General features: G+C 35.6%; 20 protein-coding genes and 1 pseudogene. 10 read left to right on the plus strand and 11 right to left on the minus strand.

The window, feature by feature from the left end; genetic code table 11:
* Positions 1-29: 29 nt before the first annotated feature.
* Positions 30-701, minus strand: coding sequence for a TrmB family transcriptional regulator (locus GFS03_RS06005; RefSeq protein ID WP_153422964.1), 672 nt, complete (start codon positions 699-701; stop codon positions 30-32).
* Between the two features lie 43 nt (positions 702-744).
* On the opposite strand from GFS03_RS06005, the gene GFS03_RS06010 reads away from it, so the two are divergent.
* Positions 745-1,836 carry an MFS transporter gene (locus tag GFS03_RS06010; protein WP_153422965.1) on the plus strand — a complete coding sequence of 364 codons (1,092 nt, stop codon included), beginning with the start codon at positions 745-747 and terminating at the stop codon, positions 1,834-1,836.
* A 68-nt stretch (positions 1,837-1,904) separates the two neighbouring features.
* On the opposite strand, the gene GFS03_RS06015 is transcribed toward GFS03_RS06010, so the two are convergent.
* Positions 1,905-2,087, minus strand: coding sequence for a hypothetical protein (locus GFS03_RS06015; RefSeq protein WP_153422966.1), 183 nt, complete (start codon positions 2,085-2,087; stop codon positions 1,905-1,907).
* A gap of 403 nt (positions 2,088-2,490) precedes the next feature.
* Between GFS03_RS06015 and GFS03_RS06020 the strand changes: the two are divergent.
* The 3 genes and pseudogenes from GFS03_RS06020 (at position 2,491) to GFS03_RS06030 (ending at position 4,644) form a co-directional block, all read left to right on the plus strand.
* Positions 2,491-3,200, plus strand: a pseudogene (locus tag GFS03_RS06020) (IS6 family transposase).
* 483 nt (positions 3,201-3,683) lie between these two features.
* Entirely contained in the window at positions 3,684-4,250 is a 567-nt protein-coding gene (dps, locus tag GFS03_RS06025; protein ID WP_153422968.1) for a DNA protection during starvation protein, read from the plus strand.
* Between the two features lie 67 nt (positions 4,251-4,317).
* A complete protein-coding gene (locus tag GFS03_RS06030) occupies positions 4,318-4,644 on the plus strand; it encodes a Rieske (2Fe-2S) protein (protein WP_153422969.1) in 327 nt (108 codons plus the stop codon).
* Here GFS03_RS06030 and crn1 read toward each other — a convergent pair.
* From crn1 to GFS03_RS06060, 6 genes are all read right to left on the minus strand, one after another.
* A complete protein-coding gene (gene crn1, locus GFS03_RS06035; protein WP_153422970.1) occupies positions 4,641-5,177 on the minus strand; it encodes a CRISPR-associated ring nuclease Crn1 in 537 nt (178 codons plus the stop codon). The genes GFS03_RS06030 and crn1 overlap by 4 nt on opposite strands.
* Positions 5,178-5,210: 33 nt before the next feature.
* The gene (locus GFS03_RS06040) at positions 5,211-5,714 is read right to left on the minus strand and encodes a hypothetical protein (protein ID WP_153422971.1); all 504 of its coding nucleotides are present in this window, start codon (positions 5,712-5,714) and stop codon (positions 5,211-5,213) included.
* Between the two features lie 41 nt (positions 5,715-5,755).
* The gene (locus tag GFS03_RS06045; RefSeq protein ID WP_153422972.1) at positions 5,756-6,685 is read right to left on the minus strand and encodes a metallophosphoesterase family protein; all 930 of its coding nucleotides are present in this window, start codon (positions 6,683-6,685) and stop codon (positions 5,756-5,758) included.
* 129 nt (positions 6,686-6,814) lie between these two features.
* The gene (locus GFS03_RS06050; RefSeq protein ID WP_153422973.1) at positions 6,815-7,588 is read right to left on the minus strand and encodes a dienelactone hydrolase family protein; all 774 of its coding nucleotides are present in this window, start codon (positions 7,586-7,588) and stop codon (positions 6,815-6,817) included.
* Positions 7,589-7,650: 62 nt separating this feature from the next.
* Positions 7,651-9,471, minus strand: coding sequence for a S53 family peptidase (locus GFS03_RS06055; protein WP_153422974.1), 1,821 nt, complete (start codon positions 9,469-9,471; stop codon positions 7,651-7,653).
* A 47-nt stretch (positions 9,472-9,518) separates the two neighbouring features.
* Complete coding sequence (locus GFS03_RS06060) at positions 9,519-10,139, minus strand: TenA family transcriptional regulator (protein WP_153422975.1); 621 nt, start codon at positions 10,137-10,139, stop codon at positions 9,519-9,521.
* Between the two features lie 116 nt (positions 10,140-10,255).
* On the opposite strand from GFS03_RS06060, the gene GFS03_RS06065 reads away from it, so the two are divergent.
* The 5 genes from GFS03_RS06065 to GFS03_RS06085 all read left to right on the plus strand — a co-directional run bounded on the left by GFS03_RS06065 (position 10,256) and on the right by GFS03_RS06085 (position 19,110).
* On the plus strand, positions 10,256-12,349 hold the full coding sequence (locus GFS03_RS06065; RefSeq protein ID WP_153422976.1) for a xanthine dehydrogenase family protein molybdopterin-binding subunit: 2,094 nt from the start codon (positions 10,256-10,258) through the stop codon (positions 12,347-12,349).
* Positions 12,350-12,403: 54 nt separating this feature from the next.
* The gene (locus tag GFS03_RS06070) at positions 12,404-12,889 is read left to right on the plus strand and encodes a hypothetical protein (RefSeq protein WP_153422977.1); all 486 of its coding nucleotides are present in this window, start codon (positions 12,404-12,406) and stop codon (positions 12,887-12,889) included.
* 20 nt (positions 12,890-12,909) lie between these two features.
* The gene (treZ, locus tag GFS03_RS06075; RefSeq protein WP_153422978.1) at positions 12,910-14,595 is read left to right on the plus strand and encodes a malto-oligosyltrehalose trehalohydrolase; all 1,686 of its coding nucleotides are present in this window, start codon (positions 12,910-12,912) and stop codon (positions 14,593-14,595) included.
* Between the two features lie 169 nt (positions 14,596-14,764).
* Positions 14,765-16,921 (plus strand): glycogen debranching protein GlgX, encoded by a 2,157-nt coding sequence (glgX, locus tag GFS03_RS06080; RefSeq protein WP_153422979.1) that lies wholly within the window; start codon positions 14,765-14,767, stop codon positions 16,919-16,921.
* Complete coding sequence (locus tag GFS03_RS06085) at positions 16,918-19,110, plus strand: malto-oligosyltrehalose synthase (protein WP_153422980.1); 2,193 nt, start codon at positions 16,918-16,920, stop codon at positions 19,108-19,110. Before glgX ends, GFS03_RS06085 begins: the two co-directional genes overlap by 4 nt.
* A gap of 34 nt (positions 19,111-19,144) precedes the next feature.
* Here GFS03_RS06085 and GFS03_RS06090 read toward each other — a convergent pair whose 3' ends face one another.
* The 3 genes from GFS03_RS06090 to GFS03_RS06100 form a co-directional block, all read right to left on the minus strand.
* Positions 19,145-20,350: an RNA-guided endonuclease InsQ/TnpB family protein gene (locus GFS03_RS06090; protein WP_153422981.1), complete on the minus strand. Its 1,206-nt coding sequence runs from the start codon at positions 20,348-20,350 to the stop codon at positions 19,145-19,147.
* Positions 20,325-20,720, minus strand: a complete 396-nt coding sequence (gene tnpA / locus GFS03_RS06095) for an IS200/IS605 family transposase (protein ID WP_153422982.1) — start codon at positions 20,718-20,720, stop codon at positions 20,325-20,327. The genes GFS03_RS06090 and tnpA overlap by 26 nt, the downstream gene beginning before the upstream one ends.
* An 89-nt stretch (positions 20,721-20,809) precedes the next feature.
* A complete protein-coding gene (locus GFS03_RS06100) occupies positions 20,810-23,836 on the minus strand; it encodes a S41 family peptidase (RefSeq protein WP_153422983.1) in 3,027 nt (1,008 codons plus the stop codon).
* 68 nt (positions 23,837-23,904) lie between these two features.
* On the opposite strand from GFS03_RS06100, the gene GFS03_RS06105 reads away from it, so the two are divergent.
* Entirely contained in the window at positions 23,905-24,537 is a 633-nt protein-coding gene (locus tag GFS03_RS06105; RefSeq protein WP_181443800.1) for a 2,5-diamino-6-(ribosylamino)-4(3H)-pyrimidinone 5'-phosphate reductase, read from the plus strand.
* Positions 24,538-24,548 lie beyond the last annotated feature (11 nt).

A 24,548-nucleotide genomic window follows, 5' to 3' on the forward strand; every position in this document is an offset into this window, starting at 1 on the left:
ATTTAAATATAAGTAATTAGATATAAGAGTTATTCACTCTTGTAAGTTAATAGATCAAAGTGTTCTTCTGCTTGGAGTACACATCCCTTACAAGAATTTACAACGATCTCATCTTGGTCATCGAAAGTAACCAATACTGAATCGTCAAATATTATAAATTTCGATTTGACATTTCTAACATATTTAATCTCAGCATTTAGACTTAAATTATTGGAAGAAGTTATTAAAGTTAAATTACCCCTATAGTTTTTAAGAATGGTAACTAACCACTCAGGCAAAATATCCCAGACGACCTTCATCTTGCCACTTTTCTCCGCTAATTCCCTTATTACCCTCATAACGGTCTTTTTACCTTTAATGTGTAAACTACGGTCGGCTTCTCTTTTTCTCTTTTCATTCCAAAGCGAAATAATATTACGTATTATATAATCTAATTCACTTACAACTTTATCCCTATATACTTTTAAAGATATTGAGGGATCTATTAGTTTGACTTTCTTCGGCCTTCCTTCAATTACCTTAACTAAACCCTTATCCTCTAACGACCTCACAACTTCATAAACTTTCTGATAAGGTATTTTAGCATTTTCTGAAAGTTCCTTCATCGTGGAGTTACAGAGATTTAATAAAGTTAGATAAACTTTGGATTCATAGACTGAAAATCCTAACTTTCTTAAGTTATTTTCTAATTCACTATCCACAGTGAATAATCGTTTTTATCCCTTTTAAATCTTAGTGCATGTAATGAATAGACAATTTATTATGTTTACAATATTAGTCTTTTTTACAGGATTATATTTAGGAACTCTAAGAATAGCTATACCGGTATTTGAGAAGCAAGTAAATATTCCAATAGCGTTGGGCCTATTATTACCATTAGTATCCTTTGGTTTTGTAAAAGGTGCGTTTAACTTCGTCGCAGGGAAACTCTCTGATGACTTAGGAAGAAAGAGAGTACTCATAATAGGCTGGTTAGTAGCGTTGATATCAGTCTCATTATTTTTCTCAATTAACATATATACCTTGGTTGCAATTTCGATTTTACTTGCAATAAATCAAGCCTTTACGTGGACTACTACTGTCACTTCGCAAATAGACATTAGCGGTAAATTGAGGGCAGGCTTAGCTACTGGAATAAATGAAATGTCCGGCTATTTAGGAGTCTCTTTCGGAAGTCTCTTCGCTAGCTCTTTGTTCAGGCTAAGTTATATTTTCATTGGAATAATTAGCTTGATAGCCCTAATTTTATCCTTTAACGTAATGGAGACCAAAACCTTAATACCAACCGGTTTATCAAAGAAGGACGATCATATAAATTACCTTTCCATTACCAGTATAGGCATCGCAGGACTCCTAGAGAAGTTTGTTGATTCCGCCTTCTTTATCCTAATACCCACATTTCTATTGTTACAACACTATGCCCTACTTCTAATAGGAATAACCGTATCTAGCTATACGTTTACCTGGTCACTTTCACAACCACTATTTGGATATCTGGCAGATGCTTACAATAAAAGAAGACAAATACTTGTAATAGGTTTTTTCTTAATGTTTTTAGGTTTCATAAAATATTCCGAATTTCCTATTTTATTTTCGATAATAGAAGGTATTGGTATGGGCATGATCTATCCTAATTTAATAGCTTTTGTTAACGATAGGATTAGCGAGAGTGTGAGAGGTAAAGCATTAGGCTATTACAGATTATATAGGGATAGTGGTTATGGTATAGCTGGCTTATTGCTTCCGCTACTTTACTCATTTTATGGATACGATTACACATTGTTAGTAGTAGGAATATTGCAAGTCTTATCTCTCCTTTTAGTAGCAAGAACTTAATTACATCTTTTCATAAACAGAATCTATTCTATAACAAAAAGAAAAACAAACACTAATCTCCAGACTAGTTAGCATAATATAATATATGCTCCTATGAAGCTCTTGCCAATCTGCATATCGCTACTATCATTTGAGAAAGCGGATAGTAAAAATACTAAACCTCCTATTACAGCTGGTACTAAACCTAGAAACCCAATCATAACTGCAATCAGTACATCTAATGTCTTTTTTGGACTACCATGAAAATACAATTATTCTCAGAATGGACACAAAATGAAAAACTAATAACCTTAAGGAAGGACAAGTAGCAAATTCAACCTCGATTTTGGAATAAATGATGGTAAAAATATAGATTACTTTCAAGTAGACTTTATATTTACACACACAGATTTACTTAAAATAAATAAGGGTTACCTCGATAATCGTTGACAGTAACTGAAGAAAGAATTGAAAGAGTTAAACATAAAATTACCCTAGATTTAGTCAGAGTTATATCTGAAAGAACTAGAAAAAGAGAAAAAGTTAATAGAGAGCTGGAGAGTGTGGTCAACAATTTAATTAATTTGAAAGTAATTGTATAAATTGCTTCTATTATAGAAATAAATCCTTTTATTTAGCGTAATACCTTTTTGGGTGAGCACGGGATTTTTATTGGTGAGCACTTGATGAACAGATGGAATATCCCCGTGCTCACCCAAGTTATTTTAATCCTAATGGAGTATATTAATCTTAAGCCCAGATTTCACGTTAGAGAGGAGGTCGCGTTAAGCCTAGCGAGCTATCTAGCTGGCTTATCCTCTTGGAGGACCACATTACCACACTCCACCTTGTTGTACTATTATAAGAGGCTTGGTAGAGTTAAGTACGTTGTGTCCTTGAGTCTTTACGCTATTGACGAGACTAAGGTTGTTTGCGTTAGGGGTAATTACTATTACGTTTGGATCGTTAGGGATGTTGTGACTAAGGCTATCCCCTTCTTCATGGTCACTAGCTTGAGGAGTGGTCTTCACGTGTTAATTGTCCTAGTTAACATGAGGGGGATTGAGGAAATTGCGAGTAAGTACTTTAAGAAGGTTGATCGAGTGGTTTACTTGCATGATGGTTTACCAGCTTATAATGCCTTTGACTGGTTTAATGTTGGGCACAAGTGGGTTACGTTTGGTAGGAGGGATTACGCTGAGCAAGGGTTTAGGACATTGAAGCATAGGCTCTCCTCTATGGACTTTCATTTCCCTTGGAGTTCAAATAGGTTAACGATTACGAGTTGGCTCTCTACCTTCTTCCTAATCTACAACATTCTTTACACTCAAGTGTATTTAGTGGATAGGGGAGTGATAATAAATGCAAATATCTCAAATGCATAAAATTGTTGACCACACTCGATAATAACATCACAAACCATATTAGTTTGTACCCATATTCCTCTCCTGTAGATAATCCTCCTAGTATACTCGCAGCATCAGCATCAGCCATCAATGCTATCCAAGCTGGTCCAAAGAGTTTCACAGAGTCTCTTATGCTAATCTCACATCACCCCACATAAGTAATTATAAACTCCTTTTTTAGGTAAAAAGCTATTATAATGAATAAAAACGCAAAAGCTGTATTCACTATGCATTCACTGGTATATTCTAATACTCACTAACTTATAAATGTTTTTATTTAAGAATCACTTTTATTTAGTATCGACTTCGGTTTCATCTTATCCTAGTCCTTCATTTTAACCTTACTTGGTGTGAATATTACTTAACGATTTATTTAGAATAACTCTTAACTAATAGTTAAAGCGACTTCTAATTAGAAAATTTTATAAATTAGAAATGAGTATAGTCTTTTAGGGTGTCTGAATGCAAGAAAAACCCCAAGAACCAAAGGTAGTCGGAGTCGAAATCTTGGAAAAATCCGGATTAGATGTGAAAAAGTTAATAGATAAATTAGTTAAAGCAACCGCTGCAGAGTTCACCACATACTATTACTACACTATATTGAGAATGCACCTAACTGGTATGGAAGGAGAAGGTCTTAAGGAAATAGCTGAAGACGCTAGACTTGAGGATAGACTTCATTTCGAACTAATGACACAGAGAATTTATGAACTAGGAGGAGGTCTACCCAGAGATATAAGGCAACTCGCTGATATTTCAGCGTGTGCTGATGCTTATCTACCAGAGAATTGGAAAGATCCTAAGGAAATATTAAAGGTTTTATTAGAGGCAGAACAATGTGCAATAAGAACATGGAAAGAAGTATGTGATATGACATACGGAAAAGATCCTAGAACATACGATCTAGCCCAAAGGATACTTCAAGAGGAAATAGAGCACGAAGCGTGGTTCTTAGAACTGCTATACGGAAGACCATCAGGCCACTTCAGAAGAAGTTCGCCAGGTAATGCTCCATATTCTAAAAAATAATAAAATGTAATTGTTTTTTATTATTATTATTTTTATTTCCCTATATTTTAGTAATGGTGATCATCTAATGCTAATAAAGGTCTGTAATATTTCAGACCTTGAAGATCAAAAACCTAAGAAATTTTCGATAAATAGTATAGAAGTATTAGCAGTTAAGATTAAGAATAAGGTCTTTGTTATCGATGCCTATTGTCCCCATAAGGGAGGAAATATGGAGTACGGAGATGTGGACGGATATAAAATAAAATGTCATTTACATGGATATGAGTACAGTTTAGAAAACGGTAAATTAGTATACAATCCTTACGGCAAATCGTCGGGATGGTATTTCTCACCTAACTTAAAGGTCTACAAAGTCGAGATAAAGGGTGAAGAAATTTTCATAGAAGTTTAAATTTCAAATTCTATTGTTCTAGCGTTTTGCACGATTAAACTGCAATAGGTTTCTTTTATTTGTTCATTGCATTCACTTCTATTCTTGATTTCAACAACATCCTTTAACTCCCTAATCCTCTTACTAATCCTATTGTAGTCATCTTGTGAGATAATTGAAGTTACTATTTTAGCCCCCTTACTCTTTGCCGCTAAGGCTGCTGCAATACTCATACTTTTTCTCCCTCCAGTTATATCTAGGTAATCTCCTTCATTCAATTGCTTTTTAACAAAATCCCTGACTTTTTTCAAGTCTTCTTCACTGTAAATATCTTCAATATCGAGTGGATGTTCACTAATTTCTACTTTAGGAAATTTTTCTTGAATACAACAGATGAACATCAGTCTTATTATTTTCCATGCTTTCTTTACTTCCGCATTCGATGTAGTTACCACTCTTATCTCATCAATAGTTTCTCCTTTTCTTACTAGGTAAAGAAAAGTTTCTATTACTCCTCCAGGCGAGGTTCCTAAAGTAGCTACTAATTTAACCATGCTAAGAGTTAAAAGTTGATTAAATATTTATTTTTACTGTTTTTTACCTCTACCTCTTAGGAATAGCACTAAGCCTACTAGCAACACAATTACACCAATAATAGCTAGAAAGAAACCAAGGCCCGTATATAGTGCAACGTTTACTAATGAAGAGGCTAACTCTTGACTCAAAATGTATTTCACTGAAATTGGAGCAGAGAGATTATTTACCATTATAGCATCGTATTTAGGACTTAATAACGCTATTACATATCCCTTTTCTGCTATTTGCGGTACCGATTGGTTCGTTCCATTTATTACTTGTAGTACCTTTAACACTTGTCCAGAGCTCGTATTGTACAGCAATATTGACAACTTAGTGGGTACACCTAAATCTTGTGATCCACCTGGTTGTAAAGTAGTTGCAGTTGCTGTGCTTAATGTGTTAATCACTTTAATGAGTCCAGTGGAAGCCAGATATCCTCCAATAAAGAACAATGCAATACCTACTATTAATATTATTACCCCTACTATTAGAACTGTTTTACCTATAGCCATAATTTAAAAGTTTAAAGGAAACTATTAAGTCTTTTCAAAAGCTATATTACGTCTAAAGGATTGGTGGACACGAACTCTATGTTCTTTATAACATATTTGCTGACACTCACACTACCGAAACTCTTCAGCTCCTTATGAACCTCAAACGTAACTATGGAAGGGTCGCCCAATTGATATAAGCTTCCCGGGTTTATTGCGATAGTTTCCCCTATTTTATCCATTGAGGTGCTTTCATGAACGTGACCATGGAGTGAAATAAGCGGCTGGAATTCGGTGATTAGATCAAGTACTGCCTTTGAACCAACGTGAGATTTCCTAATACCTATCTTTACATTATCCAATTTAGTATTCAAAGGAGGCATGTGAAAGTTTATAATCGATCTTTCCTTATCGGCATCCTTAAGTAATGATTTACCCTTTATGTATAATTCAGAGTCCGGAATCTCCCTATATGAATTTCCCATTGGAGAACCGTAACCTAATGAGACTATCTGAATCTCCTCTAGATTTATTACATTCTCATTAATTAGTTTACCTCCATAATTCTTAAGAATAGAGTCAAGTTGTGGTATATCGCCATGTGCTGGAGACCAAAATATCCTTTCTAAACGAAATACTTCATCTGATATTTTAACCCATCTTGACATTTGCTCAGTAACTTTTTCAACTAATAGTCTTTCCAGCTTACTCTTATCACTCCTTATATCATTAATTACCTCCTTCTTGTCAATTACTATATATTTTCCAGACCTTAACGCATCTTCATTTAGGTTATTCAAATTAACCTTCTTCCCATTTAGAAAATACTTTCCACCAACATCTTCTACAAATAATATCTCTTTAGCCATTAACCCCCCACTTACAATGAGATAGTCAACTTTCCTAGTTTTTGCAATATTTAGGGATCTCTTAAATGAATACTCCGACCCATGAACATCTGTCAAGAATCCTATCTTAAATTTAAAGACCATCTTATCTTAAATCTGTAATTACAAATTAAAAAATTAATTAGTCCTTTTTCTCCTTCTTTTCTATTACTTCCAGTAAGTAAACCCACGCTAAAAAACAAGGATCTACTTCTTGCCTTTTCTTTTCCTCACTCACTTTGAAACCCTCCTCAGAAAGTTTTTAACTCTTTCCCATGCGTCTTCCGAAGCTTCCTTATTAAATGAACGTCCCCTGTCATTAAAAAACGCGTGATAAGCTCCAGGATAAATTTTGAGCTCTAAATCCTTCTTATACTTTATTACCGCGGATATGAGATCTGGTAACCCCGCATTTATTGGAGGATCCTCTCCAGCGTACAGACCTAATATTGGTCCCCTTATTTTTTGAATCGCCTCCAACGGCTGTGGATTTCTGCCATAGAAAACTATTGTTCCATCTAAGGGTACTTCAGTTGCTAGCTGAAATGCTAAACCTCCACCCATACAGAAGCCCATACTAACTATTTTTTTAACGCCTTGTGAGCTTACGTACTCATAAGCCTTAATCGCGTCCTTTATCATCTGTTCTTCTGTCTTTTGTCTATTTAAAACCAGCAATTCAGCTACTCTTTTGCCTTTTTCGTCTAACGTTGACATTATCTGTTGATAGGAATTTGGATCATTCCTCTTCTCTGGTGGTATACTCCATACTTTCATCATTACATTCTGAATGTTCTCCTGATTTAGAACATCCTCATATCTAGTGTATAATTGTGGAGCGAGTGCCATGTAGCCCTCGTTCGCTAACCTTCTTGAAATATCTTTTATATTATCATTAAGACCCCATATTTCGTGTATTACTATTACTGCTAACTTAGGATTTTCTGGTGAAGCTAAGAAAGCCCTTATTTTAGCTCCTTCCGAATCGTAAAATATCTCCCTTTCCATATTAACTTTTAATGGTAAATGGTTTAAAAGTTAACTATCTATTTTTGTTAGATAAAAAATAATTAACTTTTAATTAAGCCAGAATATAGCAACAAATCATAAACCATTGCATAAGCATTATATGTTCCAGGACCTGTAACATAATTCCACCCATAGTGGGCTGGTAATGGATTATTTCCACTAGTTATTGGTATCCATGCAATCTTACCTACAAAAGTACCTAATGGAGATTCTATTACACCTTGATATGAAATATGATAGAATGCAAAGTTCAGAGCACCTAATCTAGTACCCGTTAATGCTATCATTGCAGCAGTCATTGGTGCTGCTCCACTAGTTCCATACCATACGAACAATTGGCCTTGGAATACAAGAGGTAAGCCGAAACCGAATTCTGGAATATTGTATCCACCTGCTGAGACAAATGCGATATCTGGATAAGTCCTTACGTTGGTTGGAGTAAATGGAATCAATGAAGTTATCTCGTAAATTTGTGCTGGATAAACTACGCTATTACCTCCAGTACTATAATCCCAGCCACTTATTTCTACAATACTACCATTCGATGACGCGTTAAGGAATATCCCACCTACAGACGTTACGTAAGGATCAGACTCAGGGTACCATATTGTATTATACGTTCCTATGTGAAAATTAGGAGGAGGATGATCACTCTCAAATCCCCAATCTCCAGAAGCTGCTAATACAGAAATTCCTTGTGCTGCAGCTTGCAACATTATGTTATTAATCATATCTAACATAGCGGGGTAGTAAGCTGCTAGAAAACTTTCTGGAACCGTTACGGAAATTGAAATAACATTCGGATTCAGATAGTTAACCATGTAATAATACTCATAATAATAGTTTAGTAGATTGCCCACTAACTGTGGACCACCAACATAACCATTACTGAAGACTACTGTAACGTTAGCTGCAGGAGCAAAGGCACCAGACCATTCCGCATCAAGCTCATTCTCTCCAGATTGGCCTCCGGTTGTAACATTACCTAAATATATAACATTTAAATGACCAGTTCTAGGAATATTATAAAGTTGCCAGAACAGATAGATGTCTGATACATTTATAAAGGACTCAGGTACCCCTTCAATCGCTATATTACTGCCATTGCCATTGTAACCATGTTCATAGGCCATTGTAAAGTTGAAATATTGCTCTATTGTTATTGGTGAGATTATTGCTTTTGAAACTAGCCCGCTTTGGGCTTTAACCATGGGTAAATGCCACGCTTGTACCACTACGCTGACTACCTTAGGATCTAGACTATCTATCCCAACTATTCCTAATACATATTTTCCAACATTGTATGGCAATGATGGAGTGACGTTATTAGAGTAGTAGTAAAATGGACCAATGTCCTTAATTCCCAGAAGACCAAACCAATAGAGGTTCTTAAAAGGATAATAATAAACGTTAATGTAAGTGTTAAACGCTTTCTCTATATTTCCCACGGTCCCATTAAATACTAGTATTAGACCATAATTACCTAAAAATTGTAAGTTATAAGATTTCAAATACTCTATTAATGAGTTCACATAGGACTGTGAAGGATAATAATATTCTCTAAACTGTAATGGACTCAACCAGTGATGGAACTGTGGAGCAGAGAGGTAAATTTCGTTAAGGTATGATTGTAAGGAGGATAAATTAGTGAAATTTAAGAGAACCGCTATGTATAATGTTTGACTACTGTTAAGAGGTTCCACAAATACCGATCCCGGAACTATTGAGTATTGTGGAGAAGATGTTTGTATATAGTAATATTCCCCTTGACTTTGTGCGATAGTCACTAAGAAAGTCACAGTACTTAGAATTAATATTAGAATTAACATTATCCTCCTTAGGATTACACTTTCATTATGCATATTATGCTTTATATATCATATAATATTAAATTTTATTCACATTTCAATTATCCCTTATGATCTACATATATTGAGTCCCAGAAGGACTTCTCATAATATTGAATAGTGTAAGCAATTCTTCTAAGCCTCTCAACTTTACTATTCTCAATTAACTTTACTATCCTATCCTCTAACTCCTTATAAGAACCTTTAAATGCATCAAAGAACCCTGTCTCCCTTATACCAAATTTCTCCTTTATTGCATCTCCAAACCTGGTTACAACATTAGCCCATACCGGTAAATTAACAATCCCAGCAAATAGGAATTCAGAGGGTTTTGCGTAATTAGCTAACCAGGATAAATAATGAGTATAGCTTATGGCTAGAGGAGAAACGTCATACAGTAGTGGATCCTTTACCTCAATTTTTAACTCATTCATAAGTTTCACTAACTCCTTTAACGCTTTATGATCACCGTCAAGTAATATCTTAAATATGTCGAGCTCATCTAAATTAGTACTCCTTGACAGACCTATTGCAAGTGATCTTAAATCGTGATTTACAATATACCACTGATTTATAACGAAACTATGAACTACTTCCTTTTTTAAGTCTTTCAATATTGGATGATTAATTATTTGCTCGTTTAATCCCTCTAATTCCTTCCTTATCTGTTCTAGTACATTCATAATTATAAATTACAAAGCTAGATTATAAATTATTTTATAACTCACTTATATCTAGGTATAATGAATTGCCTCTTTAACCAGATAAACTTTTATGTTAGTCAGTTAACCAACAAGTAATGAAAAGAATAGATGCGTATGATCTATTAATAGGAAAGGGTAATTACGTAGACGATATAACCTATAAAGGAAAGTACGCAGTATTCATCAGAAGTCCATACCCCCATGCCAGAATAATTAATATCAATAAAGAATATGCGGAAAGGAGAGGCGCGTTAGTTCTAACCGGTAAAGATTTAGTATCTAGAAGCGTTGAATCCGGTGAAAGAGAAGGAGCGAGTTTAACAACTCCATTAATGGCAATAAATAAGGCATTATACGTTGGCCAACCAATAGCTCTAGTTATTGCAAATGACCCATACGAAGCTACAGATTTAGCTGAACTTGTTCAAGTAGATTACGAACCATTGGAGGGCATAGGAAGTATTGAAAAATCTTTAGAAAATAAAGTATTAGTCTTTGAAGATTTAAAGACGAATGTAGTAAGAGAACAAACCTTTGAATTTGGAAAGATGAATACACAAGGTAGGCACTTAGAATTGGAATTGTATTGGTCTAGGAGTTCTGGTAACCCGATAGAGCCTAATGGAGCAATAGCAATCCCAACAGACGATGGATTAACCTTAATTTCGAATCAACAAGCAGGGAACGTAGTATCAAATGAAATACAAAAGGCACTAGGAGTCAAAGTAATCCATAAGAACGCTAGGCAAGGAGGAAGTTTTGGTGAGAAGTTCTCTTTAGTCAGATACTTGACGGTATTAGGCTTTGCAGCGTTAAAGTTTAAGGTACCAATTAAGTGGATCGAGACTAGAACAGAGCATTTAATGGCATCAAACGGAAGTGGACCAGAAAGGAAATTCAAAATTCACGCTTACTACTCCTCTGATGGAAGAGTAAATAGTTTAGATATCCACATATGGGAAGACGTCGGCGCCTCTAAAGATGCTGGTCAACCATTTAAACCTTTAGCGTTCTTGACGGGACCATACAAGATCGGAGGAATAAGATACACTGGTACCCTTGTTGCGACAAATAAGAACCCAGCAGGTGCGTTTAGAGGGGCTGGCACTCCACCTCATACTTGGGCATTGGAAAGAACAATGGATGCCATAGCTGACGATTTAGGTATTAGTAAAGCTGAAGTGAGAAAGATTAATGCAATAGATAGTTTCCCCTACGATAGTGGATTTGCATACTATGATTCTGGAAACCCAAGAGGCTTACTAGATTTAGCGTTATCAAGAAATGATATCTTTGCTATGAGGAATAAAAACACCGGGGTAGGTCTAGCACTATCAACAGACCCAAGTACGCCTTCTGGTAGTGAGAGAGTGAAAATTAAGGTTAAGAATAATAAAATTGTAATCGGTTTGGGATTTGGTCCTGAAGGTCAAGGTAATGAACATTCAGCAGTAGTAATAGCTTCAAGATTACTAGGAATAAGTCCCGAGGACATTAAATATGAGATCTTAGATAACACTGAACTACCAACATCCTTTGGTCCAGGAGGAAGTAGAATGGCGATTTACACTTTCGGTGCAGTTTCTGGGGCAGTAGAAGAGTTAAAGGCTAGATTAAGGAGAAAAGCTGAAGTTATCTTAAACGATAAAGTAATAGATTATAGAGATGGGTACTTTATAGGAGAAAATGGAGGAAAAGTTAGGATTACTTCGCTTGAGGGAGAAGAAGTCGACTTTACTTACACTCTGCAAGGTAAGTATAGATTCAATGCTTATCCATTCGCTTGCGACCTAGCAGTAGTTAGAATAGATGAGGGTAAGATAAAACCGATAAAGCACGTAGTTTACATTGATCCGGGAACTCCAATAGATGAGGATCTAGTAAAGGAACAAGTAATAGGAGGCACTGCGATTGGAATTTCTCTGGCGTTGTACGAGCATTACGTATACGATGAGAACGCTAACTTGTTGACTACTAGCTTAGCAGATTACGGAATGCCAACTGCTGCTGATTTACCGGAAATAGAGGTTAATATAGTTCCAACTCCTTCTCCCTCAACTCCTTATGGAGCTAAGGGGATAGGGGAAATCCCAGTGGGAGTAGCTGCAGCTGCAGTCACTAGCGCTATAGAAGACGTTATAAAGAGAAGGATAAATAAGGTTCCAGTAAGACTAGAAGACCTTTATTAATAAGAGCTTTGATATCATTTAAATTTATTTTTCGGAATATACTAGGTTTAGCCTATGAATATAATTTTCGACGTACTAAACGAGATCCATGGTTTTTTTGGTGCATTGTGGGCAGGAGCAGCATTACTTAACTTCTTAGTTAAACCTCAAGATAAGAGACAATTTGAGAGAATAGGTAGATTCTTTATGATAACGTCATTCATCACAATAATAACTGGGATAATAATTTTTGCATATATTTACCTAGTACCTTATCAAGGTAATCTATTCTTAGTTGCGGCAATTCTACGTTCAAGTATAGATATTAGGATAAGAGCCTTCCTAAACCTAATAGGGGGAGCATTTGGGTTATTGGCATTTGGAGCGGGAATGGTAATAAGTAATAGGATAAGACTTATGGTACGTGCTAAGGAGGGAGATGTAACGATACTGGAATTAAGAAATAGTGTAAGCAACTTATCTAAAATAAGCCTAATCTTCTTACTCCTCTCGTTAGCGATGATGATATTAGCTGGTTCAATAGCACAAGTTATATCTTAGAAAAAGATAAATGTAAATAAATGACGTTTGGTTATAGTTTTTACGAAAACAGTGTGACCTTTAATTTATGGGCTCCCTATCAAAGGAAAGTTAAGTTAAAGATACTAAACAAGGGAATTTATGAAATGGAAAGAGATGAGAAGGGATACTTTACCATTACGTTAGATAACGTGAGAGTTGGTGATAGATATAAGTATGTTCTAGATGACAACAGCGAAGTTCCAGATCCGGCTTCAAGGTATCAGCCCGAGGGAGTTCACGGATATTCTGAAATTATCTCACCGGAATTTGAATGGAATGATGAAAACTCCGTAAAGGTAAAAAGGGAAGATCTTATAATTTACGAGCTTCATATAGGTACGTTTACCTCTGAAGGTACCTTTGAAGGAGTGATAAAGAAATTAAACTACTTAAAAGAACTCGGAATAACTGCAATAGAGATAATGCCTATTGCACAGTTTCCAGGGAAAAGAGACTGGGGTTATGATGGGGTTTATTTATACGCTGTACAGAACTCTTATGGAGGACCAATTGAGTTTAAAAAATTAATAAATGAGGCCCATAAACTAGGATTAGCGATAATATTAGACGTAGTTTACAATCACGTTGGACCAGAAGGGAATTATATGGTAAAGTTAGGGCCCTATTTCTCAGAGAAATATAAAACACCCTGGGGCTTAACGTTTAATTTCGACGATGCTGGGAGTGACGAAGTCAGAAAGTTCATACTGGAAAACGTAGAATATTGGATAAATGAGTTTCACATTGATGGATTCAGACTTGATGCTGTTCACGCTATTATTGACAATTCTCCGAAACACATCTTAGAGGATATTGCTGATGTAGTTCATAAATATAATAAGATTGTAATAGCCGAGAGTGATTTGAATGATCCCAGAGTTGTTAATCCTAAAGAGAAGTGTGGATATAATATTGATGCCCAGTGGGTAGATGATTTTCATCACGCAATACATGCTTTATTGACTGGTGAGAAGCAAGGCTATTATAGTGACTTTGGTAGTATAGGTGATATAGTTAAATCGTACAAAGATGTCTTCGTATATGATGGGAAGTACTCAAATTTTAGAAGAAAAACTCACGGAAAACCGGTTGGCGATCTAGATGGTTGTAAGTTTGTAGTTTACATACAAAATCATGATCAGGTTGGCAATAGGGGTGGAGGAGAAAGATTAATTAAACTAGTTGATAAGGAGAGCTATAAGATTGCTGCAGCGCTTTATATACTTTCACCATATATTCCAATGATCTTTATGGGAGAGGAATACGGTGAGGAAAATCCGTTTTATTATTTTTCCGATTTTTCAGATCCTAAACTAATACAAGGGGTTAGGGAGGGTAGAAAAAGAGAGAATGGACAAGAGACTGACCCACAGTCTGACTCCACATTTAACGACTCTAAGTTAAGCTGGAAGATAAATAACGATATTCTTTCATTTTACAAGAGTTTAATAAAAATAAGGAAAGAGTATGGTTTATCTTGTAATAGGAAATTAAGGGTTGAGAATGGCGATCATTGGTTAACCATAAAAGGAAATGAATATTTAGCGGTTTACGTGTTTTCCAAATCGGTAATTGAAATGAAATATAGAGGGACTTTAGTTCTGTCCTCCAATAACTCTTTTCCATCACAAATTACAGAAAATAAGTACGAATTAGATAAAGGATTTGCTTTATATAAACTTTAGGGCAAGAGAGTTTAAAAATTCCTATTAATGATTATACTTTAGATGATAAGTAAAAACAAAATGGATGAGGAAGAGAAAAGGAGAAGAGAAGAAGTTAAAAGGTTGGTAGTGCTTTTGGCAATGCTAAGATAAAAGTTTTTTTAAAATCTAAATAATAGTGAGTATAATTATGTCAGTATTCTTCAGAACTAGAGATAGACCTCTACGTCCGGGAGAACCATATCCATTAGGTTCAAATTGGATTGAAGATGAGGACGGAATAAATTTTTCTTTATTCTCAGAAAATGCGGAAAAAGTTGAATTACTACTCTACTCACAAACAAATCAAAAGTACCCAAAGGAGATAATAGAAGTTAAAAACAGAACTGGAGATATTTGGCACGTATTTATTCCGGGACTGAGACCCGGTCAACTATACGCATATAGGGTTTATGGTCCATATAAACCGGAGTTGGGATTAAGGTTTAATCCAAATAAGGTTTTAATAGATCCTTACGCCAAAGCCATAAATGGTAATGTAATTTGGAACGACGCAGTGTTTGGTTATAAGATAGGGGATCAAAATCAAGATTTAAGTTATGACGAGAGAGATTCCAGCGAATATGTACCTAAAAGTGTCGTGATCAATCCATACTTTGAATGGGATGATGAAAATTTCATTAAGGGAAATAAAGTTCCATTAAAAGATACTGTAATTTACGAAGTTCACGTTAAAGGATTTACAAAACTTAGATTGGATTTGCCAGAGAACATAAGGGGAACTTATGAAGGTTTGGCTTCAGAACAGATGATCAGTTATCTCAAAGATTTAGGGATTACAACTGTAGAATTAATGCCAGTTTTCCACTTTATTGATCAAAGATATCTAATTGATAAAGGACTATCAAATTACTGGGGATATGATCCAATAAACTTCTTTTCCCCTGAATGTAGATATTCCAGTAGAGGCTGTTTAGGAGAACAAGTAATCAGTTTCAAGAAAATGGTAAACGAATTGCATAACGCAGGAATTGAGGTTATAATTGATGTTGTTTATAATCATACTGCCGAGGGGAATCAATTAGGGCCAACGTTGAGTTTCAGAGGTATCGATAATACAGCATATTATATGCTCCAACCAGACAATAAAAGATACTATTTAGATTTTACCGGAACCGGTAATACATTGAATCTTAGCCATCCTAGAGTAATTCAGATGGTTTTAGATAGCTTAAGGTATTGGGTCACAGAAATGCACATAGATGGCTTCAGATTTGACTTAGCGGCCGCTTTAGCTAGGGAATTGTACAGCGTTAATATGTTAAATACGTTCTTCATTACACTACAGCAAGACCCAATATTGTCACAAGTAAAACTAATAGCTGAACCGTGGGATGTGGGACAAGGAGGATATCAAGTAGGCAATTTCCCGTATCAATGGGCGGAGTGGAATGGAAAGTATAGAGATACAATAAGGAGATTTTGGAGAGGGGAAGCATTACCATATAGTGAGGTTGCTAACAGATTATTAGGCTCACCTGACATCTACTTAGGTAATAACAAAACACCATTTGCCAGTATAAATTACGTAACTTCACACGATGGCTTCACATTAGAAGATTTAGTTAGTTATAATCAAAAGCACAATGAAGTAAACGGTTTTAATAATCAAGATGGAATGAACGAGAACTATAGTTGGAATTGTGGTGCTGAAGGACCTACAAATGATCAAAACGTAGTAATATGTAGGGAAAAACAGAAAAGGAACTTCATAATAACGTTGCTAATTAGTCAAGGAACTCCTATGATATTGGGAGGAGATGAGTTAAGCAGAACACAAAGAGGAAATAATAACGCCTTCTGTCAAGATAATGAGATAAGTTGGTTTGATTGGAATTTAGATGAGAGAAAAACAAAATTTTTGGAGTTTGTTAAAAAGATGATTCAATTTTATAGAGCACATCCGGTATTTAGAAGAGGAAGCTATTTCCAAGGAAAGAAACTATTTGGAATGCCATTAAAAGATGTAACATTTTTCACTCCAGATGGGAAGGAAGTTGATGAGAAAACATGGAATTCCCCAACACAAACGGTTATTTTCGTGTTAGAGGGAAGCGTAATGGATGAAATCAATAGATACGGAGAGAGAATTGCAGATGATTCCTTCTTGATAATTCTTAACGCAAATCCTAATAACGTAAAAGTGAAGTTTCCAAAAGGTAAATGGGAACTAATCGTTAGTTCTTATTTAAGAGAGGTAAAACCAGATGAGAGAATTGTGGAAAGTGAAAAGGAACTGGAAATTGAGGGAAGGACAGCATTAGTTTATAGGAGGATAGAACTATGATAATAGGCACGTATAAAGTGCAACTCAATAGAGAATTCAATTTTTATAATTTAATAGAAAATATGGATTATTTTAAAGAATTGGGAGTATCACACCTATACCTATCCCCAATACTTAAAGCCAAACCGGGAAGCACTCACGGTTACGATGTAGTAGATCATAGTAAAATTAACGAGGAATTAGGAGGAGAAGAGGGATACTTTAAACTAATTAAGGAAGCTAAGAGTAGAGGTTTAGGAATTATACAAGATATAGTGCCAAATCATATGGCAGTACATCATACTAATTGGAGACTCATGGACTTGTTAAAGAATTGGAAAATTAGTAAATACTATAACTATTTCGATCACTATGATGAAGATAAAATAATTCTTCCAATTCTTGAGGACGAATTAGATGTCGTTATAGAAAAGGGATTGATAAAAGTAGATAAGGATAAAATAGAGTACAGGGGACTTATATTACCAATAAATGATGAAGGAGTCGAGTTCTTGAAAAAAATTAATTGCTTTGATAATTCATGTTTAACGAAAGAGGATATAAAAAGACTGCTATTAATGCAATATTATAAGTTAACTTACTGGAAGAAAGGTAGCCCAAATTATAGAAGATTCTTCGCAGTAAATGATTTAATAGCAGTTAAGGTAGAATTAGACGAGGTATTTAGAGAATCACATGAGCTAATTGGTAAGCTACCTATAGATGGTTTGAGAATTGATCATATAGATGGACTATACGATCCTAAGGAGTATTTAGATAAGTTAAGACAGCTAGTAGGAAATGATAAGATAATATACGTAGAGAAGATATTGACAATTGACGAGAAATTAAGAGATGATTGGAAAGTAAACGGTACAACTGGATATGATTTCTTAAATTACGTTAACATGCTATTAGTAGATAGAAACAGCGAGGAGGAATTAACTAAGTTTTATGAGAGTTTCATAGGAAGGGAAATTAATATAGACGAGCTAATAATACAAAGTAAACGATTAGTAGCAAATCAATTGTTTAAAGATGACATAGAAAGGCTAAGTAAGTTGTTGAACGTTGATTACAATTATCTGGTAGATTTCCTAGCATGTATGAAAAAGTATAGGACATATGTACCATATGAGGACATTAACTCAATAAGGGAGTGCGATAAGGAGAGAAGGATAAAAGATGTAAAGAAAATTATGAGACTACAGCAATATATGCCAGCAATCTTCGCTAAGGGATATGAGGATACCGCTCTCTTCATCTACAATAGGTTAATCTCACTGAATGAAGTTGGTAGTGACCTAAGAAAATTCAGTATAAGCTTAGAAGAGTTTCATAACTTTAACCTAAGCAGAGTTAATACCACATCAATGAATACTCTCTCTACGCATGATACTAAATTCAGTGAAGACGTTAGAGCTAGAATTTCAGTGCTATCTGAAATACCAAAGGAATGGGAGGAGAGGGTAATATATTGGCACGATTTATTAAAGCCAAGTATAGATAAAAATGATGAATACAGATTTTATCAAACATTAGTGGGATGTTATGAGGGATTTGATAATAAGGTAAGGGAGAGAATAAAGAGCCATATGATTAAGGTCATTAGAGAAGCTAAGGTACATACAACATGGGAAAATCCAAATACAGAGTATGAAAATAAAGTTTTGAATTTCATAGATGACACATTTGAAAATGTAAGTTTTAGAAAAGATTTTGAAAAGTTTGAATTAAAAATAGCTTATTTCGGCTATATGAAATCATTAGTTGCTACAACACTTAAATTCCTTTCCCCCGGTGTTCCAGATATTTATCAAGGAACCGAAGTTTGGAGATTCTTACTCACAGACCCAGATAATAGAATGCCAGTGGATTTCAAGAAACTAAGAGAATTATTAAATAATTTGACTGAAAAGAAATTGGAACTTTCAGATCCAAGAGTTAAAATGTTTTACGTTAAGAGATTGCTACAGCTTAGAAGAGAGTATTCGTTAAATGATTATAAACCGTTACCCTTTGGTTTCCAGAGGGGAAAAATAACTCTACTTTTCTCACCAATGGTGACTAGGGAGATTAGAGAGAAGATTATTATAAGGCAAAAGAGCCTTGATTTGATTAGAAATGAGGAAGTTAGTAGTGGAGAGTACAATCTGAATGACTTAATTGGGGAGCATAAAGTTATCATATTGGCTCAAAAAGGTAAGTGAACTACTCCACCCTTGCGGACGGAGCATCCCCACCTCACGATGAGGATTTCCTGCTTCTTCCGGGAAACTTGCTATACACTCCCTCTGAGAAGGGAATGTATAGTAGAGGTTTCCCGTCCACAGGCACTAAGGGCAGTCCCGACCCCGCACAAAGAATATTTAGAGAAGCATTATAATCACGATCTGCCACCCAACCACAGCTTGGACAAACAAATGTTCTGTCAGCAAGAGTAAGGTCGTTTCTCACATAACCACATCTCGCACACATCCTTGACGTGTTTCTTGGGTCTACCTTCACCACCCTCCTACCAGCTCTTTCAGCCTTGTAGGAGAGGTGATGAAGGAAGAGGGAGAAGTTTGAGTGAAGAATATGCTTCCTAAGGGTCTTGCTTTTGGGTCTCTCTACCATTTGTTTAGTTTCCAGATCTTCAACGTAAATCTCGTCATATTGTTCCACTAGCCATGCGGTTATCTTGTGTATGTAATCGTTCATAACGTTCTTGGCGTGTTCGTGAAGTTTTGCGAGCTTAACCCTAGTCTTTTCATAGTTTTTAGAACCTTTCTTTTTCCTAGATAATATTCGTTGGACAAGACGTATTTTCTTCTCGATCTTGTCGAACACTTTTGGATTTTCTATAACAATACCATCTGATGTTGTAACTAGTTTATCAACACCAACGTCAATGCCTACTCTCTTACCGTTACTCGGTAATGGTTTCTTTTCAACCTCAGTTTGAAATACAGCATACCAGCCTGTAGCATTTTTCACTATAAGTACTCCCTTTACTCTCCCTTCTAAGGGTCTGTGAAAGAGTACCTTTACGGAACCTATCTTTGAGAGAATTAGCTTATCTCCCTCAACCTTGAAACCAGATTGATTATAGTTTATGAACTTGAGGATCTTCTTATATCTGAGCTTACCAACTTTCTTTCCTTTCTTCTTGAGTTCGTGAAGTGCTCTAATATTATACCATAATACATTGTTTACCATTTGGAGAGCCTTTGAGTATACCAGTTCCTTTCCCTCCACTTTCAAGTCCTTGATCATTGCTTGTGTATAAACTGGAGTTACCTTCTTTCCCTCTCTTCTCGCTTTCGTAATAACGTCTAATAACGTGTTATAAACTTTTGCTTCAACTTGCATTACTCTGAGGAGTTTCTCCTCTACTTCTTTAGACGGGTAAATCTTGTACTTGAAGGATAGTTGTACTACGTTACTCTTTTCCTTGGCTCTCCACATAGTTCTCCTCTAACGTAACTTGTCCGCTAGTTGCCAAGAAGTAGGATGGGGACCATAGATGCCCCTTCCATAACTTCTCCTTAACTTGTGGAAATTTTCTCTGTATCTCCCTTGAGGTTATTGTCTTTATAGCGTTTATGTACCTTGGTATGTCAAGGGTTGGTTTAGCCTTAAATAACATGTGGAAGTGATCCTTGTCGACGCCAATGTCTATAACTTTGAATGTATTGCTTATTTCATGAATTGTTTCTTTTAAGAAATTTACGATCTCTTCATTGTCGAACACCTTCCTGCGGTACTTCGCTACTTGGACATAATGGTAATAAAGTGAGTAAACTGAATGTGCATTTCTGTTCAATCTGTACCGCAAGTTATAGCTGTTTTATGAAAAGTATAAAAGTCTTTATATAAGGGGATCTCTCACGGAAGGGGACTTTCGCTCCCTTAACCCCCATAAAGTTAAAGCTGTTTCAGTGCTAACTCTATCGCCATGTCTAATTGAGTATCTCTACTATTTGCGTAATCCTCAGGTTTAATCTCAACAACAATATCTGGATCCACACCATAATTTTCTATACCGAAACCTACATCCTCAAAGTTAACAGCAAACTCTGGTTGGCTAATATAAGTCTTATCCACTAATCTATATCTAGGTCTTATACCGACAACACCTCCCCAAGTCCTTCTACCGATAAGTACTCCTAACTTGTACTTCTTGAACAAGAATGAAAAGATATCACCATCAGATCCAGCATGCTCATTAGTTATTCCCACTAAAACCTTAGGAGATGAGAAGTAAGGCATGGGTATTGGTTTTCCATTTCTAGGATAATCATAGCCTACTCTCTTCAAGAGTAACTTCTCTAAGAGTAATCCAGAGACGAAACCACCCCTATTGAACCTAACGTCAACAACCAACCCTTCTCTATGGAATTCAGACATGAAAAGTCTATAAAATTCAGCAAACCCTTGATACATCATATCTGGTATGTGAATATACCCTAACCTACCCTTGCTTTTCTCATGAACGTATTCCCTATTCTTCTCAACCCAATACCTATATATTAAGAACCTTTCATCTTTTAACACTTTAACCGTAACGCGCTTACTCTTGCCCTCAGTAGTTATTACGTCAAGAATCACTTGATCCTTATTTATTAGATGAGAGTAAATGTTATCATTCGCCTCCTCTCCATCAATAGCCTTTATACAATCTCCAACGTTTAATTGAACACCAGGATCCCTTAATGGACTCCTCTCATTCTCGTTAGTGGAATCCCCAACATAAATCTTTGTAATCCTGTAGCATTTATTATTCTCATCATACTCAAACTCAGCACCTAAACCACCAACTGACAACGGTTCTGGAGTATCATAATCGTATGCTGTTTCATAAGAATGGGAAGTCCTCGTCTCACCTTGCATCTCTTGAATTATATCGGAAAGCTCAAACCTAGTACTTATCCTATCTAAAAGTCTCTCGTATTTGGGCAACACAGAATCCCAATTCTTTAATCTTTCCTCATTCCAATAATTCTGTTTCATCAACTTCCACGTTTCTTTAAGCATTTGTCTCCATTCCTTCTCTGGCTCAATGTAAACCTTAACTCTAGATAAATCTACTACTCCACCTTTCCTTCCAGTTGAGTTAAGATCTGGTTTAGTATTAACGTCAAATAGTCTTAGATTATCCTTAAGCATTAAAAGTATTTTACTTTTATCGCTAGACAAGGAGAAGCTTGACACATTATCTGCATATAGTTCCTTTGTCTTATTCTCTAGGTCATAAACCTCTAACCTACCAAATACATCTCCAGTCTGTGACCTCAGACCCCTTATCGGATAGGAAAATAGGAAGATCTTATTGTTCTTAGCTCCAGCTATTTGCACGTAATTTTCCTCTTCAATTGGGAATGGAACTACCCTATCTTCAATTCCTTCGATTATGACGTTTTTATCGTTAATACTAGCCTCATCTAATGGTTGATTAAAGGGGGAATAGTAATTTCCTAAAACTACTAGGTATGGTTTAACGACTCTCTGGAAACTTAAATTAAATATTACCTTATCGTTAGTTGGATCCAAATGCCTAGCAGCCAAGAAATATAAATATCTACCATCTGGATCAAATGATGGCGAAAAATCATACCCATAGGGAGTTGTTATCCTAACAACCTTCCCGTCAATGTGAGCTAGCTTTATTGACTGAGTATAATAGCCTTCTGGAAAAGCATAAGCAAACCACTCACTATTAGGATGCCAATCAAATTCTAAAATTAGATCGTATTCACTTTTATCTATTAGTCTAGCATTATCGTTATCAATCTCGTAAACCCACAACTCAAGTTTATTGTTAGATAATAACACTTTCTTACCATCTGGAGAAACTTTGACTCTCTCTATCCTACCAAAATCCCTATTTATTACCTTCTCGCTTCCATCCTTACCTAAAATCACCAATTTGTCCTCATCGTTTACTCCTATCACATCGCCATTAGGCAAAACTTGTATCTGCCTATATTTTACACCTTGTTTCTTGCCTAATTGAACTGCAGGTCCATCCCATGGTCTCATTAAAAATGCCTTACCTCTGGTTACTAACGCTATATAATTACCGTTTACAACAGCCTCATTCATGTACTCTATTACACTTACGAATTTTGGTTGTCTCTTCTTCCTGTCAGTAGGTAAGTCAATATCCAATTTAGATAAACTGTCCTTTTCTGGATCGTATAAATATATGTCTCCAGCGTTTTGAAAAACAATCTTCTTACCATCACTACTAGCATTTCTACAATAGTAATCAGTGAAATTAGTATGCCTCTTTAAATCCTTACCTTCTAAATCAACGGAATACAAGTTACTAATTCCCTCATGATCAGACAAGAAGTAAACCCTATTCCCAACTATCATAGGCCAACTAACGTTACCATCTAGACTAACAAACTTCTCAAAGGTTTTACCGCCATTACGAGAAATCCATAATTCACCCTTAGTACCACCCTTATATCCTTTCCAATTTGGTAAGTCTTGATAACCTCTGGCAATTACTATTACATCGTCCTTAATTACAATGTTGGATAACATACCAAAAGGCAATTTCTCTGCCACTCCGTTATTTACATTCACCTTATACGCCTCAGTCCATTGAGCAAAAGGAGTGTGAAAATCAGTTATGACTATAATCTCGTCTTCTGAAATCCAACCAACAACCCTACTATTCCTACTTCCAAAGTAAGTAACCCTCCTAGCTTGTCCATCTTCGACAACGTAGATATCTCCACCTTGCTTTCCGCTCTTAAGCCAAATAACAGTAAATGCAACTTTTTTACCGCTTGGACTTATTTTAGGCCTTATGGAAACCCCTAAACCACTTGTTATCCTGATTGGTTTCATGTCTTTTAACGAAAGAAGCCATATATCATCATCTGAAGTAAAGGCTATTAGATCCCCTCTAATATCGGGGTACATGTAGTATGCCTTCATATGATAAGGTATAATTTAGAGTATAATAGTGTTTTTCCACAAAACTCTTTTACTTTAAACGAATCCTTATCGTAATGAGACCTTATGTAATAATTTTTAGCACAGTATCAATGGATGGTAGACTTGCAACTAAAACTGGTTATAGTAAATTAAGTTGTCCTTATGATAAACAAAGACAACATGAGCTAAGAAGCGAAGTTGATGCAGTAATGGTAGGAGCTAATACAGTAAGAGTAGATAATCCATCATTGACAGTTAAGTACGCTAAAAATAAGAGAAATCCCATTAGAGTAGTGGTATCTGGAGATTTTAATTTAGATCCTTCGTATAAGATATTCACTACACCTCCCTTAACAATAATTTACACGTCCAAATACGAAAGGGAAAAAGTTGATGAGTTTAGTAAAAAAGGAGTTATTATTAGGAAATTCGTTAATTTGGAAGACCTTTTAGGAGATTTATACCATAATTTTAATGTTAGAAAATTGATGATTGAAGGAGGTGGACATCTAATATGGTCATTTATAAGAAACGATCTCTATGACGAAATTAGAATAACAATTTCCCCCAGAATTTTTGGAAATGGAGTCAGTTTTGCACAAGGAGAGGGATTTATCGACGAGGACTCTCCAAAACTTAAGCTAATTGATGCCAAGATTTGCGAATGTGGGAATGAAGTTCATCTTATGTACAAGAAATAGATTTACCAGTC

This window comes from Sulfolobus sp. E5-1-F (genome assembly GCF_009601705.1).
Taxonomy (GTDB): Archaea; Thermoproteota; Thermoprotei_A; order Sulfolobales; family Sulfolobaceae; genus Saccharolobus.